Origin of the sequence: uncultured Shewanella sp., from assembly GCF_947495455.1 — a bacterium.
Classification (GTDB): Bacteria; Pseudomonadota; Gammaproteobacteria; order Enterobacterales; family Shewanellaceae; genus Shewanella.
This window is the reverse complement of sequence record NZ_CANLZC010000023.1, coordinates 34,060-49,415: the sequence shown is the minus strand read 5'-3', so window position 1 is coordinate 49,415 and position 15,356 is coordinate 34,060. Positions and strand designations below refer to the sequence as shown.

Here is a 15,356-nt window from a genome sequence, read left to right as displayed (position 1 = left end):
TTTTAGCGAAAACGCAAGTATGACTATGGGGCCAAAAGGCCTTTTTATCAAGACTTGGCGTAAATTCAATCGTTAAATGCACAAGCTTTAGTCAATTTGATTTCGTCTTTATTTAATTGGCAGCGATAGGCCAGCACTTCCACGCCCGCTTTTTTTGCCTGTTGAAGTAAATCAGCGTAGTCAGGGTCAATATGCTTTGCTATTTTAACGCTTTGTATTCCTGAGTGTTGTACCACAAAAAGTAATATTGCTCTGTGGCCAGCCTTCACCATTTCCATGAGTTCACGTAAATGTTTTTGCCCCCGTGCGGTGACAGAATCAGGAAAATAGCCTTGTTCATCTTCCATTAAGGTGCAACTTTTCACTTCGATATAGCAAAGGGGTAAACCTTCCGCCTCAAGTAAAAGATCAATACGACTATTTTCGTTACCGTATTTCACTTCCCTTTTTACGCTTTTGTAACCTAATAGTTCGGTGATGATCCCATCCTTAATCGCCTCTTCGGCAACTTGGTTGGCGCGCCCTGTATTGATCCCAATAGTGTCATTATTGGGTGTTTGCATTAATTCCCATGTGCGTGAATATTTTCGTTTAGGGTTTGTGGAGGTTGAAAACCACACTGTCTGCTTAGGAAACAAACAGTTTTTCATGGAGCCTGTATTAGGGCAATGCAGCGTCACTTCTGTACCATCTTGCAATCGAACATCGGCCAAAAAGCGCTTATAGCGTTTAATTAAGGTACCAGACTCTAAAGCGGGAGAAAATTTCATATTTCATCAAAGATTAAAGAAGACGAGATAAAAAGCATACCAAGATTAAGGGGGGAAAATAAGGGGGAGCTCAAGCGCGTGCGATAAGATAACTAGCGCGCAATGAAGCATGTGATAAATAAGGTGCAGTAAGGCATGTGATAAATAAAGTCCAGTGAAGCATGTGATAAATAAGGCGCAGTAAGGCGTGTGATAAATAAGGTGCAGTAAGGCGTGTGATAAAACAGTGTGCTTGAAGCTTGTGATAAATAAGGAGCAGTAAAGCGTTCGATAAACGGTGTGCTTGACGCTTGTGATCGAGTAAACTCTTTGCATTATATTTCCCGTATCATAAAGAATACATAAATAATACATCTTGGTAATGACTCTCTCATGAACTGAAGGATATGGCTCGAATGCGCCAGCGTACCAGCGTATGAAATGAAGAAGGCGGCTAACTATATTCGGGATTCGGGGATGAGCAGAGCGCGATAAGGAGTCAAAATGAGTAACAGAATGACAGTGAAATTAACCCATGATGCAGTACCTGCACATTGGGGACAAGCAAAAGTGAGTTTTCAAAATGAGCAAGCCAATGTGCACTTAAGCAAAGGAGACACATTACGCCAAGTGCAACAGGCAGCGCGAAAGCTTCGCTCTCAAGGTGTCACGGCGGTTGAGTTAGTGGGCACGCAGTGGAACCTTGACAACCAATGGGCATTTGCCCAAGGTTTCGCTACTGCCCGCTTCATTGCCGATATTCATTGGAGTGGTGACGAAGCAATGCGTAAGGTGTTAACTCATAGATTAGAAGCCAGTTTTTTTGCTCGCCAGTTAGTTAATGCAACACCAGAAAATTTAGCGCCCGTCACTCTCGCCGAGCAAGCGGCCACTTGGCTGGCAAAAATTGGTGGTGACAAGGTGTCTTATCGGATCATAGAAGGTGAGGCCTTACTGGCCGAGCAGTGGCAGGGTATTCATGCTGTGGGCCGCGGCAGTGAGCGTCCACCGGCATTATTAGAGCTGGATTTTAATCCATTAGAAAAGGATGCACCGGTTTCAGTGGCCTTAGTGGGTAAAGGCATTACGTTTGATTCTGGTGGTTACAGCATTAAAAGCTCCGAAGGCATGTTGAGCATGAAGTGTGACATGGGCGGCGCGGCCACGGTGAGTGCGGCCTTAGGTTTGGCTATTCAGTCAGGGCTCAATAAGCGAGTGAAATTATTCTTGTGCTGCGCCGAAAACCTCATTAGTGGCCATGCTTATAAACTCGGTGATATTTTAACGTATAAAAATGGAGTCACCGTTGAAGTAGTGAATACTGACGCCGAAGGCCGTTTAGTGTTAGCCGACGGTCTGCAGGCGGCCAGTGACACTGGAGCGGGTTTGATCATTGATGCCGCAACCTTAACTGGGGCTGCTGTAATGGCATTAGGCACTAACTATAATGCGATCTTTTCTCCTCAAGCGGACGTATTAGCCTTAGCACAGAAGAAAGCGGCGCAGGTGGGTGAGCGCGTATGGCCACTGCCATTGGATCCTTGGCATCAAGACATGTGTCCTTCGCCTTATGCGGATACGGCGAATAGCCGCCCCATGAAAGGCGGCGGTGCAGGCGGTGCTTCTAATGCGGCGGGCTTCTTATCCCGTTTTGTTAACCCTGAGGCAAACTGGCTACACATGGACTTAGCTTCGGCATTTTCTGACTCCGGTGACAGTTTGTGGGCTGCAGGGGCAACGGCCCATGGCGTGCTAACCATAGCGGATCTTTTGCAAGATTAAGTGAATAGGGATCATTGCTAATACTGTCACACCGATATGTAATGTGACTAACAAGGGCTCCCTTCAAGAAGTTAATTCGTAAGCGTGGGGGCTTTTTTATGTCTTTTTTCATCATAAAACTGGGCAATTTATTGCTCGATTTGAGCAACTTATTGCTCGATTCGAGCAACTTATTGCCCGAAAAAAACAAGCTAAAAATAAATTTCATTAAAAAACAATAATATAAGAATTGGCACGCTTCATGCTATATCTTGATGCAACTTAAAGTTTGCAGGATAAAGCGTGATGCAACTTAAAGTTTGCAGGATAAAGCGTGATGCAACCTAAAGTTTGCAGGATAAAGAGCATGGCACTCAAAGTGCTTGTTCGTATCCAATAAGAATATCAAGTATGGACGCTGACAATAAACGGCGGCTCATCATAGATGTTAACTAACTATCTGTTAAAACGATTTGTTAAAAACGAGACGTTAAAAACGAGATGTTAAAAAACCATTTAATAACCCGTTTAAAATAAAAGGAATTAATCATGCCAACACCATGTTATATCTCAATCGAAGGTCAAACTCAGGGTAACATCACTGCAGGTGCATTCACTGCAGATTCTGTGGGCGATATCTTCGTTGAAGGTCATGAAGATGAGATGCTAGTACAAGAGTTTAACCATGTCGTGACAGTACCAACGGATCCACAATCGGGTCAACCTTCGGGTCAACGTGTGCATAAGCCGTTTATCTTCACTGTTGCGTTAAACAAAGCGGTACCGCTAATGTATAACGCGTTATCAACTGGTGAAAAATTAACGTCAGTGGTATTGAACTGGTACCGCACTTCTATCGAAGGTAAGCAAGAGCACTTCTTCTCAACCACATTAGAAGGGGCAACCATTGTAGATATCGATTGTCATATGCCACATTGTCAAGATCCGACTCAAGCCGATTTCACTCAGCTAGTCAAAGTGTCGCTTGCTTATCGTAAGATCATTTGGGATCACACGACTGCGGGCACATCGGGTGCTGATGACTGGCGTAAACCGACTGAGGCTTAATGGCTTCTTTTTGCATTAATTGTTTCACATTAAGTGAAAAACCAATAAGCATAGACGATTGAATATCAATCGTGAGTGACTCAAAAAGGCTTCAATTGAAGCCTTTTTATTTAAGCTTTTGATTTAAGCTTTTTATTTAAGCTTTTTTATTTAAGCTTTTTATTGAAACATAGCGTGTGTATTGTTAAAACGTTCCCCCTTGATGTAGGGCAAAGCAGACGCGTTAACAATAAGCATGTGTTAAATGGGGAAAAGGATTTTACTATGACGGGCGCGGCAAATGGCATATTGGCAGGGACAGGGTTACGTTTTCAATTTCAAGCACAAGGGGTAGAGCAAGACACCTTTAATCTCGTGCATTTCGAGTTTAAAGAGGGTTTATCGACGCCCTTTGAAGTGAAGATGACCTTATTGAGCACATTTCATGATTTAAGTGCGGCTGATATTGTCGATGCGGCAGGATTAATGCAATGGGCGGTGAATGGCGAGATAAAACGTCAAGTCCACGGCATAGTCAACGCCTTTTCAAAAGGCGATACAGGTCATCACCATACTGTTTATCATATTACCTTAGTACCTGCGCTATCACGGCTCAAATTACGTCACAATAGTCGCATTTTTCAAGCGCAAAGCGTCACCTCTATTATTTCGACCCTTTTGACTGAAATGAACATTCTTGATGTGGCCTTTAATTGCGATCCAAGCTTAGATGAAAGGCTGCGAGAATATTGCGTACAATACCGTGAAACCGATTTTGAGTTTATCAGCCGCCTCGCGGCCGAGGAAGGGCTGTTTTATCATTTTGAACATACCGACACAGGCCATACACTGGTCTTTAGCGACAGCACCCAAAAGCTGAGTAATATTGGTTTTCCTTTCCCTTATAATGCCCTCAGTGGCGGCGTGGCCGACACGCCCTTTATGGGGGAATTTGCCTTGACCCATCAAGTCAGGCCCACTGTTACCCGTTTAAAAGATGCCAGTTTTCATAATCCTGCCTACTCGTTTTTATTAGAAAGTGAAGGCGAAGTGCTCGATGAGCAGCAACTGCGTTATGAGCACTTTGACTTTCCCGGTCGTTTTAAAGACGATGACAGCGGTCAAGTGTTTACGCAAGCAAGACTGGATTACCTTCGCCGCGATGCGCAAGTGGCGGTGGGCAAAAGCAATATTATGCAGGCCAGTGCAGGCTATAAATTTGATTTAGCCGAGCATATTGACGACACTTTTAATCGTGACTGGCTATTGGTACAGATAAAGCATCAAGGCATTCAAGGGGCGGCCAGCGAAGGTGCCAATACCTCTGTGCCGACGACTTATCATAATGAGATCACAAGTATTCCCGCCAGCAGCCCTTGGCAAGCTAAACCTCAGCCAAAACCTCGCGTAACGGGGCCGCAAATGGCCACTGTGGTCGGCCCTGAAGGGGAAGAAATTTTTTGTGACGAATTTGGCCGCGTCAAAGTGCAATTTCCTTGGGACAGATACAGTAACGGCGATGATAGCGCAAGTTGCTGGGTGCGTGTCAGCCAAGGCTGGACAGGCGGCCAATATGGCATGATGTCGGTGCCGCGCATTGGTCATGAGGTTATTGTCTCCTTCGTCGAAGGGGATCCCGATCAACCTATTATTACTGGGCGCACTCACAATGCCATTAACTTGCCGCCGTATGCGTTGCCGGACCATCAAACGCGAACCGTTTTAAAAACCCAAAGCCATAAGGGCGAGGGCAGTAATGAACTTCACTTTGAGGATCAAGCGGGTGAAGAGGTGGTGTATTTCCATGCACAAAAAGACATGCAGCAGTTAATTGAAAATGATCAAAGCTTGCATGTATTGGGTAATCAGCATTGGAATGTGGCGCAAGACCGTTTTACTCAAATCACTAATGATGATCACCTCACTTTAGAGGCGAATAGTCTTAATTTGATTGAAAAAGATAGTATGTTGGCCGTTAAAGCCAGTCACCATCAAAAAGTCAGTAAAAAACAGCTGATGAAAGTGGGTAGTGAGGTGCACCTTAAATCTAAAGGTGAGTTGATACTCGATGCAGGCAGTGAGATCACTTTAAGCGCAGGTGGTAGCTTTTTAAAAGTGGATCCCGCAGGCGTGCATTTGGTTGGCGCGAAAGTGAATTTGAACTCTGGTGGAGGTGCAGGGAAAGGCAGTGCTTGTAAAGTGAAAAAGCCTGAAGTGGCAGTATGTTTGGATGAGGCCATCCTACCTGAAGAAGGCGAGCTAATTAAGCAGGCCGCGACGTTGGAAGCAACCGAAGGTGAAGAGGTTGTGTTTGAATACGAAGCGGTGGAGCTGAAGCAGTCGCAGGGGGCTTCCACTGTTGGAAATGGTGAGAATGCTGGTGGCAACAATGCTGATAACAAGAGTAATAGTCAAGGTACTGGTGGTGCAGCGGGAGCGACTGGTGCCAGTAATGAGAGTGACAATGAAGGTGTGGAAGAGGCTGAAGATGAACCAATTGCAGAAAAAGCGCTGACGATTAGTGTAGCGGGTGAAGAGTTCATCCATTCTTGGGAGGCTTCTCGTGGGCCAGACTTGATAATATATTTAGACGATGCAGATTTTGAAACCATCGGTTATGGGCATAAATTAACGAAAGCAGAAAAAGAAAGTGGTGTATTTGAACAAGGGATCACAAAGGAACAAGCATTAGCCTTGTTTAAACAAGATGCGAAGATTGTGGAGGCTGCTATTCTTCGCTTAGTGTCAGCGCCGTTAAATCAAGCGCAATTTGATGCCACAGCCTCATTGATTTTTAATATTGGTGCGGGTCGCTTTGCGAGATACAATGCGAGAAAGCAAATGGATAAAGGCAATTATGATGCTGCGATTGCAGAGTTTGCCGATATTAATAAAGTGAGGGATCCACAAACGAATGAATTGAAAGTAAGTATTGGATTAGATCGACGTAGAAAGGCTGAAATAAAATTATTTAAAGAAGGGATTTATGAAAATAATCAATAAAGTAGTTAATATTTTTGTAGCACTATGTTTACTACTTAGTTTAAGTGTTAATGCATATTCAGATGTTAATCTTGATACGAGTGCTGATACTTCAATTCAAATACCTGAAAAATATTTTTATAATTCAGGTATAGATTCAGCTAGTGAGCTAAAGCAATTTTTTGATGAGTTGAAGATAGACATAGCCTCAAATAATAAACAAGGTGTAGCGGCTAAAATTAGTTATCCCATTTCAATTAGAATATCAAAAGAACGAGTGTTAAGTGTTAAAACGAGAGCAGATTTTATTGCGCATTATGATGAGATTATTAATCAACAAGTGAAAGATGCTGTTTCTAAGCAGGATTTTAATGAAATCCGTGGATATTCCTCAGGAGTAAGGATAGGTCGTGGAGTTATATGGATAGGGGCAATTAGTTTAGGAAACGATGATCCTGCCAAAATAAAGATTTATGCGATTAATAATCGATCGTTGAAACGAATAACTGGGACAGCCACTGAATAACTGGGACAGGCACTATTAAAGCTCCTATTAACGCTCTGTTAAAGCTGTATTTAATTTAACCCATAATCACCGGGCGCACGCACAATGCCATTAACTTGCCGCGCTCTTTCTCAGTGCGGCTCTCCCCGACCATCAAACCCGTACCGTCTTAAAAACCCAATCGCATAAAGGTGAAGGCAGTAATGAATTGCATTTCGAGGATCAAGCAGGTGAAGAGGTGGTGTATTTCCATGCGCAAAAAGATATGCAGCAGTTAATTGAAAATGATCAGAGCTTGCATGTGTTGGGTAATCAGCATTGGAATGTGGCGCAAGACCGTTTTACTCAGGTGACTAATGATGATCATCTAACGCTAGAAAGTGATAGCCTAAATTTAATCAGTAAAGACAGTATGCTTGCCGTTAAGGCTAGTCACCATCAAAAAGTGGCTAAAAAACAGCTCATGAAGGTGGGCAGTGAGGTACACCTTAAATCTAAGGGTGAGTTAGTGCTTGATGCTGGCTCAGAAATCACGTTAAGCGCAGGTGGCAGTTTTCTCAAAGTGGATCCCGCAGGTGTGCATTTAGTGGGGGCTAAGGTTAACCTCAATTCGGGAGGAGGCGCAGGTTCTGGATCTGCGTGTAAAGTCAAGAAACCAGAAGCGGCAGTATGTTTGGATGAGGCTATCCTACCCGAAGAAGGTGAGCTCATTAAGCAGGCTGCCTCCATGGAAGCAACCGAAGGCGACGAGGTCGTGTTTGAATATGAAGCGGTGGAGATTGAGCAGTCGCAGGGGACTTCCACTGTTGGAAATGGTGAGAATGCACAAAGCAATGATGGTGCTAGTGGAAGTAGTGATAATGGAGGCGCTGCTGGTGCTGCAGCGGGAACTGCTAGTGCCAGTAATGAGAGTGACAATGAAACCGCTGAAGATCTGTGTCCTGATTGCAATCAAGATAATGATTGTGGTGAAAAAATAGATTTTGACTTTATTAAAATATTAGAAGGTGGAATGGAGCTGACTGCTTATGTACCAGATCCAAAAGGTAGTAAAAGTGGTGTAACGGTTTCTGTTGGTTTTGATTTAGGTGCTAGAAATAGACAAGATCTTATAAATATTGATTTAGATATTGAATTAATTGATAAATTAGTACCCTATCTAGGCTATAAAAAAGAAGAAGCTAAAAAATTCTTAGCTAGAAACCCTCTGAAAATAACAAAAGAACAGGCCGAACAGATTTACTTTAATAATAAGGCTAAAGCAACAAGCAGGCTGATGACTAAGTATAATGCAGATAGTGATGTAAAATTTCATTGCATACCTTCACAAGCACAAACAGTTATTGCATCTGTGGAGTATCAGTATGGTAGCTCAAAAATTAAAACTCCTAACTTTTGGAGACAAGTCACCAATCAAGATTGGGAATCGGCGTATGCAAATTTAATGAACTTTAGAGATGACTATCGTTCTAGAAGAGAGCTAGAAGCTAAAATGTTAAAGGAAATACTATGAAAGGCATAATATTAGCGTTAGCGCTAGTTAGTACTCAACTACTGGCAAATGATTTTGAATTAGATAAATTCAATAACATACAGGAAATTTATCATAATGATAATGCGATCAGTTATATTAAAGATCGTATAGGTAATGCTAAATCATTTGATGGTGAGTTTGTCTATGATTATTTTATGAAGCAACATGCCGCCTCAAAAGGAAAAATAATTAAAATGGATAAATTAACAACAGGAGAGCTTTGCTTCCAAGGTGGATGTGATGGACTGATACAATTTAAAAATGAAGAACCCATTATAATTATTACTTACATTGATCAAGTTTATGTGTTTTTTAAAGGGCACTTATCTAATAAGAATATAGAGTACATCATGCTTTATTTAAAGCCTAAGATAGGCAGTGACCCTTACAGAAAAGATAAAACCGTTATGGAAATAAAATTTATAAATCAGTAATTTTATTCCAATTGTAAGGACGGATATTGTTAAAGCTAACCCATAATCACGGGGCGCACCCACAATGCCATTAACTTGCCGCACTTTTTTCACAGTGCGGCCTTACCCGACCATCAAACGCGAACTGTCTTAAAAACGCAATCGCATAAAGGTGAAGGCAGTAATGAATTGCATTTCGAGGATCAAGCGGGAGAAGAGGTGGTGTATTTTCACGCCCAAAAAGACATGCAGCAGTTAATTGAAAATGATTTAAGCTTGCATGTATTGGGTAATCAGCATTGGAATATCACTAATGATAGATTCACGCAAATAACGGGCAACGATCATCAAACCTTAGAAGCCGACAGTCTAGTGGGGATTACCAAAGACAGCATGTTAGCGGTAAAAGCTAGCCATCATCAAAAAGTGGCTAAGAAACAGCTGATGAAGGTAGGCAGTGAGGTGCATCTGAAATCTAAAGGTGAATTAGTGCTTGATGCAGGCTCAGAAATCACGTTAAGCGCTGGTGGCAGTTTTTTAAAAGTGGATCCCGCAGGCGTGCATTTGGTGGGCGCGAAAGTGAATTTGAACTCTGGCGGTGGCGCCGGATCGGGTAGTCAATGCAAAGTCAAGAAACCTGAGGTTGCCCTAACATTAGACGAAGCGATTTGTCCTGAGACGGGGGAAATCATTAAACAGGCCGCAACGTTGGAAGCCGTTGAAAGCGAAGAGGTCGTGTTTGAATATGAAGCGGTGGAGCTGGAGCAGTCTCAGGGGACTATGAGTGAGGGTGCTGGTGGAAGTAGTGAGAATGGAGGTGCAGCGGGAGCTGCTGGTGCCAGTAATGAGAGTGAAAAGGAAACTAATGAGAGTGCAGCGGGCGAAGGTACCGATGATGTGTATTTAGTATTTTCTGATAAGCGCACCAATGTCGAAGAATTCGCCGAAGAAGTTTATTTGTCAAAAGAACCTGAAATTATTGAACATGTGCTCAACACTAACCCGCATTTAAAGCAAAGTTTCAGTCAAATTCTCGCGGGTATGCCAGTAGTAGTGTCGCCATGGAAATACACCCATGAAGATGAAGCCGATGCTATCGAGCAAGCCGATGAGCTCATGACAGAATATCTGAAATTAAATGAAGAGCAGCGCACTTGGTTTGCCGAGCATCATGAATCTGCCACGAACGCGATATTGATGATGGCGACGTCAGGGTTAGAGACGAGTCTTGGAGAAAGTGGCAGTGATGAGCTAACTGAGTGGAATTTGGGGCACATGCTTGCAGGAACGGGAGCGGTCATAGCTGGCGCGCAAGTACAAGGCAATCGAATTCAGCAAAAAATGGAGAGTTTTGCAAAATACTCTCGTGAAGTCTCGGAGCGCACCAAAGGCTTGTCTGGGCAGGCCTTGTATTCTAATCAAGATTATAAAAATTGGCGTAAGGATGCGAATCGCTTTAAAGGCGAAATGAAAGCCTTGATGTCACAAGTTGGCCAGCCAGGTTATGTGAAGAATATTCAGGTAAAGAATATCAATCGCTACTTAAACATTGATAAACGTCAGCTATATCGAGCCAAGAACTTCTCTCAATCCCTTGCGGGTATCAATATGAGCGGCTTGTATAAAGAAGCGATGAAGTTCAGTAGCCAACTGGGTAAGGTTGGCTGGGCGGTGACGATTTCGGCCTTGTATGGCAATGGGATTGATCTCTACCAACAATGTAATATGAATGGCTGGTTAACAGAGGCTTGTGCCCGTGCAACAACCAAAAATGTTATATCTGGGGTTGTTAATGTTGGTTCTGGGTGGCTTATCGGCACTGCTTTAGCGTTTGCGCCTGTAACTGGAGGGCTTTCTATAGCCATTGTTGGAGCTGGATCTTTAGCGTGGGGTCTTGAAGGTGGTGATATTTCTAACCAGTTTGGTGATAAAATAGAGGAGTTGATCTTTGATTGATTATGAATTGCTGGGAATGGTTTGCGGATTGTTAACCGTTTTGGGCTTTGGTGTTTTTTTAATTCTAATGCCGATTTTGAATTTTAAGTTGCGTAAAAATAGGCGAGGAATGGTAAAAGGTATAATTGATAGCGCTCCCCAGAAATTGCGAGATCGGCTTAACTTGCTAATGGAAAATGGAACATCTTGGCTTGTATTTAGTGGGGCAGGCTATTTGTGGTTTACTTATTTTACATTACGTTATGGTTGGCGGATCCCCAAGTCTGAGATTGTAGATTGGCGAAAAGAAATAAAAATAATTTTTGGTAAAGATTATGGCATTTATCGCATTTTTCTTCTTGCTTTTAATTTTGGAGGATTAGGCTTTGTGGGATTCTGTATTTACAATTATTTGACTAAATAAAAGCAATAAAATTCGATAAGTCGATTTTTATTTAATGATATCCATATCAAGGACGATAAAAATGAGCGAAACAATAAATATTGATAATTTAGCCGTGAAAGATAAATGGAAGCGACGTTTTAAACTATTTGAAGCGCTTGATGCAGGAACGCGCAGCCGAGACGAAATTTTTAAATCAAAGGAATTTAAGACATTAAGCTTTAAAGAAAAACTGGCTTTTAACAGTTTTTGGGGTTTTATTGGTGCGTGGCTTTATTATTTTTATAAGGGCATGCATCTCAAAGGTGGTTGTCTTTTAGCTGTGGCCTTATTGTGGGGAGGAATGTTGAGTCTGTTTGACTTCTTTTCCGGCATAGATATACCCAACGCTGCGTACTGGACGCCCATCTCGGCAATATGTATGTTGTTTGCACCATTAGATTTTTATCGAAAAAGCCTCTTTGGTGAGACCATGTGGCATAATTGGCCAAAAAAACTGCACGATAAAAAAGGGGTCATACAATTTTTGATGGCTGTGATAATACTTCAGGTGATGCTGGCATTCTTTATTTATCACCATACTTTTTTTAGTTTTGCCGCGATGGACTCGAAAGAAGCAGTAAGATTAGTGTGCGGCATTAATAATTATTATGTGACAGAGACAGAACTCATGACCTATGGCAAGGAAAGTATTTGTGCCGAATTTCATCAATAAACTGTGTGGATACTGTTTAGCGATACTACTCATCGTGACTTTCACTGCCTGCACACATGAAAAAGCAGACATTATTGAAACGACCACAACAGAGTTACCTGAAAACGCTTTTTACTATTCAGGTTTTGACTCAGCGAGTGAGCTAAAGCAATTTGTTGATGAGTTGAAAATAGACGTAGCCTCAAATAATAAACAAGGTGTAGCGGCTAAAATTAGTTATCCCATTTCAATTAGAATATCAAAAGAACGAGTATTAAGTGTTAAAACGAGAACGGATTTTATCGAGCATTATGATGAGATTATTAATCAAAAAGTGAAAGATGCCGTTGCTCATCAGAATTTTAATGACATCAAAGAAAATTCATATGGCGTGATGTTGGGCAGAGGCGTGGTTTGGATCGGCTCGATTAAGCTACATGAGCAAGATGACTTTGAAACAAAAATTATTGGCATTAATAATCAGTGAATCTTTGATGTCTTTAATTAATCAAATAGGGAAAGTTGTCGTATGTATTCTATTGGCTTTGCTAGCAATAGTGACTGCATGTGCCAAGAATGATCATAATAAGGATGAAATAAACACTTATTATGGCCATTACAATGTAGTGGATGTTCAAAGGTATCGAGGTGGCCTGACAACAGTGGAGCAAGCTAAACAACACATTGGAGATAAAATTATCTTGTGCCCGACTATTTTTAGTGATTTTATCAGCCAGATAAAACCACCAATTTATAAAGTGGTTATAGAAAAAGTAGAAAAGGAAGAGGGAGTGGTCCCGCCAAAAAATAGTGTATTTTATGGATTTATGCCTGAAAGAGATTTTATTCATTATATCGAAGTTTTCGAAAAGAGTGATATGAAAAATTTTTATACTCGTTATGAAGTAATTGGCCAGAATAAGCTAATGGAAAGTTATGATGGTTTTTTTTATAAAATGGATAAAATTGCTTCTTGCCAATGAGTTGTGATGGTTATTTTTAAAGGGATATATGATAATAATCAATAAATTATATAAAGTGACGCCAACGATATTTTTTATTGTCAGCGTCATCTTAACTATTTCTGTTAAGGCTCAGCCAACGGATAGTTGTAGTTCGACTAAAGCGGGTACGGTTCAACAACAAAATGAAAAACTTCAGGTACCTGAGAAGCATTTTTACAACTCAGGTATCGATTCCGCTTCGAAGTTTAAAGTTTTTTTTGATGAGTTAAAAAATGATATAGCTAAAAATTGTAAAGCTGAAGTGGCTGATAAAGTTCATTACCCAATTTCAATTCGAGTTGCTGATGGTAATGTGTTAGGAATTAATAATAAATCAGATTTTATTGCGCATTATGAAGAGATTATTAACCAAAAAGTGAAAGATGCCTTTGCTCATCAGAATTTTTATAAAATACGCCGTTATAGTGAAGGGGTAATGATAGGTCGTGGTGTGATATGGATTGGTTCATTACTGAATAAGGAGAGTGATCCAATAAGGACTGAAATCATCGCAATTAATAATCAACCGCTTAAGTAGTTTGAATAATCAGAATGAGCATTATTAAAACCAACCCATAATCACGGTACGCACTCACAATGCCATTAACTTGCCGCACTCTTTTCACAGTGTGGCATTGCCGGACCATCAAACGCGAACTGTCTTAAAAACCGTGATCTGTGATAAACCTGAAGCGACAAAGGCGAAGGCAGTAACGAGCCCTCTCTTTAACAGCAAAGGGTCGAGGATCAAGCCGGTGAAGAGGTGGTGTATTTCCACGCCCAAAAAGACATGCAGCAGTTGATTGAAAATGATCAAAGTCTGCTTTTTAAAAGTGGATCCCGCAGGTGTGCATTTGGTGGGAGCTAAGGTGAATCTCACTCTGCACTTATTATCTAAAATCAAGCTGGGGGCGGCGGTGAGACTCTTTATTAAGAAGGTGGCAGTGCATGTAAGGTGAAAAAGCCAGAAGCGGCAGTATGTTTGGATGACGCCAACCTACTCGAAGAAAGTAACTGGGGCAGGCATTGTTATTGTTAAATCATATTGTACTGGTCAACCCAAATTGGACACTTTTAGTTGAGAATATTCAAACTCTACAGGTGACAGATCGCCATTAGCAGAATGAAGCCGCTCTAAGTTGTAGTATTTCATATAGTCAGCCACATTTCTCTTTATAGACTCTCTTGTTGGTTGATTAACTTTTAAAATCCAATCGTGTTTCAAGCTACCAAAGAAACGCTCGACGACTGCATTATCCCAACATGCGCCCACATCCCCCATACTGGCACGGATCTCATAACTCGATAACAGCTTGCCAAATTGCTTACTGGTATATTGTGAGCCTCTGTCACTGTGAAATACCAAGCCTTTAGGCGGTTGCCGAACGTTATAAGCTTTCATTAATGCCTTAGAAATCAAGTCTGTCGTCATGCGTTTATCTATGTGCCACCCCACTATACGACGTGAATATAAATCCATCACTACAGATAAATACATCCAGCCTTCACCCGTCTTCAGATAAGTCACGTCACCTGCCCAAACTTGATTAGCAGAAATTGGATTAAAGTTCATGTTTAGCAGGTTATCTGCAACGCTATCACTGTGTTTTCGCTTTGTTGTCACCTTATAAGCTTGGCGTTGAGTCACCTTGAGTCGTAAACGTCGCATGATTTTACGGACTAAATAACGGCCAACTTGATAACCTTCTTTGCGTAATCGCTTCACCATTTCACGGTTCCCTAGACTGCCTCGACTTTTCTTAAATAAATGCCGAACACGGCGATAAAGCATCAACGTATCAAGGTTTATCACCTTCGCAGGGCGTTTATACCAATCGTAATAGCCAGATTTACTGACACTCATCACACGGCATAACAGCGCTACAGGAAATTGATTAGCGTGTTTTTTAATAAACTGAAATTTTACTTCATTTCTTTCGCAAAGAAGGCGCTTGCCTTTTTTAGGATCTCTTTCTCCATACGCAATTCTTTGTTTTCTTTACGCAATCGTTTTAGTTCATCACGCTCAGATTCTTCTAAAGTCAATCCTTGTTGCTTGGATTCATACTTTTCTTTCCAGGTATAAAGTAGACTTGTACCCACGCCAAGTGACTTGGCAGCATCTGCAACACTGTAACCTTGCTCTAGCACCATCAAGACTGCTTCATCTTTAAATGCTTGCGGATAACTTTTATGCGATTTCTTCAAACTCATATAGACCTCTTAATTTATTAACGATACTGTCTCAAAATTAAGTGTCCGATGGAATTAGACCAGAACATATTGTTATGGCTGGCCTGATTTTTTATTGATGAATGCATAAAAATTA

General features: G+C 41.5%; 15 protein-coding genes. 13 read left to right on the top strand and 2 right to left on the bottom strand.

Annotated elements, in window-relative coordinates; all coding sequences use genetic code 11:
* Positions 1-65: 65 nt before the first annotated feature.
* Positions 66-770: a DNA/RNA nuclease SfsA gene (gene sfsA / locus Q0791_RS08590; RefSeq protein WP_299004871.1), complete on the bottom strand. Its 705-nt coding sequence runs from the start codon at positions 768-770 to the stop codon at positions 66-68.
* A gap of 483 nt (positions 771-1,253) precedes the next feature.
* On the opposite strand from sfsA, the gene pepB reads away from it, so the two are divergent.
* From pepB to Q0791_RS08525, 13 genes are all read left to right on the top strand, one after another.
* A complete protein-coding gene (gene pepB / locus Q0791_RS08585; protein WP_299004870.1) occupies positions 1,254-2,531 on the top strand; it encodes an aminopeptidase PepB in 1,278 nt (425 codons plus the stop codon).
* A 528-nt stretch (positions 2,532-3,059) separates the two neighbouring features.
* Positions 3,060-3,578, top strand: a complete 519-nt coding sequence (locus Q0791_RS08580; protein ID WP_299004867.1) for an Hcp family type VI secretion system effector — start codon at positions 3,060-3,062, stop codon at positions 3,576-3,578.
* Between the two features lie 264 nt (positions 3,579-3,842).
* Positions 3,843-6,560, top strand: coding sequence for a type VI secretion system tip protein TssI/VgrG (gene tssI, locus Q0791_RS08575; RefSeq protein WP_299004864.1), 2,718 nt, complete (start codon positions 3,843-3,845; stop codon positions 6,558-6,560).
* Entirely contained in the window at positions 6,544-7,065 is a 522-nt protein-coding gene (locus Q0791_RS08570) for a hypothetical protein (protein WP_299004861.1), read from the top strand. The genes tssI and Q0791_RS08570 overlap by 17 nt, the downstream gene beginning before the upstream one ends.
* 187 nt (positions 7,066-7,252) lie before the next feature.
* The gene (locus Q0791_RS08565) at positions 7,253-8,557 is read left to right on the top strand and encodes a pesticin C-terminus-like muramidase (RefSeq protein ID WP_299004859.1); all 1,305 of its coding nucleotides are present in this window, start codon (positions 7,253-7,255) and stop codon (positions 8,555-8,557) included.
* Entirely contained in the window at positions 8,554-9,012 is a 459-nt protein-coding gene (locus tag Q0791_RS08560; RefSeq protein ID WP_299004857.1) for a hypothetical protein, read from the top strand. The genes Q0791_RS08565 and Q0791_RS08560 overlap by 4 nt, the downstream gene beginning before the upstream one ends.
* Before the next feature lie 75 nt (positions 9,013-9,087).
* Positions 9,088-10,947 (top strand): hypothetical protein, encoded by a 1,860-nt coding sequence (locus Q0791_RS08555; protein WP_299004855.1) that lies wholly within the window; start codon positions 9,088-9,090, stop codon positions 10,945-10,947.
* A complete protein-coding gene (locus tag Q0791_RS08550; protein ID WP_299004852.1) occupies positions 10,940-11,350 on the top strand; it encodes a hypothetical protein in 411 nt (136 codons plus the stop codon). The genes Q0791_RS08555 and Q0791_RS08550 overlap by 8 nt, the downstream gene beginning before the upstream one ends.
* 61 nt (positions 11,351-11,411) lie before the next feature.
* Complete coding sequence (locus Q0791_RS08545) at positions 11,412-12,044, top strand: hypothetical protein (RefSeq protein ID WP_299004849.1); 633 nt, start codon at positions 11,412-11,414, stop codon at positions 12,042-12,044.
* A complete protein-coding gene (locus Q0791_RS08540) occupies positions 12,025-12,510 on the top strand; it encodes a hypothetical protein (RefSeq protein WP_299004846.1) in 486 nt (161 codons plus the stop codon). Before Q0791_RS08545 ends, Q0791_RS08540 begins: the two co-directional genes overlap by 20 nt.
* Positions 12,511-12,517: 7 nt before the next feature.
* A complete protein-coding gene (locus tag Q0791_RS08535) occupies positions 12,518-13,006 on the top strand; it encodes a hypothetical protein (RefSeq protein WP_299004843.1) in 489 nt (162 codons plus the stop codon).
* Between the two features lie 28 nt (positions 13,007-13,034).
* Positions 13,035-13,565 carry a hypothetical protein gene (locus Q0791_RS08530; RefSeq protein ID WP_299004840.1) on the top strand — a complete coding sequence of 177 codons (531 nt, stop codon included), beginning with the start codon at positions 13,035-13,037 and terminating at the stop codon, positions 13,563-13,565.
* A gap of 265 nt (positions 13,566-13,830) precedes the next feature.
* Entirely contained in the window at positions 13,831-13,986 is a 156-nt protein-coding gene (locus Q0791_RS08525) for a hypothetical protein (protein ID WP_299004837.1), read from the top strand.
* A gap of 95 nt (positions 13,987-14,081) precedes the next feature.
* Here the strand turns inward: Q0791_RS08525 and Q0791_RS08520 are convergent.
* Positions 14,082-15,241 (bottom strand): IS3 family transposase gene (locus tag Q0791_RS08520; RefSeq protein WP_299004835.1). Its coding sequence is split into 2 segments (ribosomal slippage): positions 14,082-14,992 and positions 14,992-15,241, totalling 1,161 coding nucleotides; the frame shifts between segments, so codons are not numbered across the junction.
* Positions 15,242-15,356 lie beyond the last annotated feature (115 nt).

What these genes read in the sequence shown, in the direction of transcription:
- sfsA (WP_299004871.1), bottom strand. Translation starts at nt 770, where the DNA reads ATGAAATTTTCTCCCGCTTTAGAGTCTGGTACCTTAATTAAACGCTAT.
- pepB (WP_299004870.1), top strand. Translation starts at nt 1,254, where the DNA reads ATGAGTAACAGAATGACAGTGAAATTAACCCATGATGCAGTACCTGCA.
- Q0791_RS08580 (WP_299004867.1), top strand. Translation starts at nt 3,060, where the DNA reads ATGCCAACACCATGTTATATCTCAATCGAAGGTCAAACTCAGGGTAAC.
- tssI (WP_299004864.1), top strand. Translation starts at nt 3,843, where the DNA reads ATGACGGGCGCGGCAAATGGCATATTGGCAGGGACAGGGTTACGTTTT.
- Q0791_RS08570 (WP_299004861.1), top strand. Translation starts at nt 6,544, where the DNA reads ATGAAAATAATCAATAAAGTAGTTAATATTTTTGTAGCACTATGTTTA.
- Q0791_RS08560 (WP_299004857.1), top strand. Translation starts at nt 8,554, where the DNA reads ATGAAAGGCATAATATTAGCGTTAGCGCTAGTTAGTACTCAACTACTG.
- Q0791_RS08545 (WP_299004849.1), top strand. Translation starts at nt 11,412, where the DNA reads ATGAGCGAAACAATAAATATTGATAATTTAGCCGTGAAAGATAAATGG.
- Q0791_RS08535 (WP_299004843.1), top strand. Translation starts at nt 12,518, where the DNA reads ATGTCTTTAATTAATCAAATAGGGAAAGTTGTCGTATGTATTCTATTG.
- Q0791_RS08530 (WP_299004840.1), top strand. Translation starts at nt 13,035, where the DNA reads ATGATAATAATCAATAAATTATATAAAGTGACGCCAACGATATTTTTT.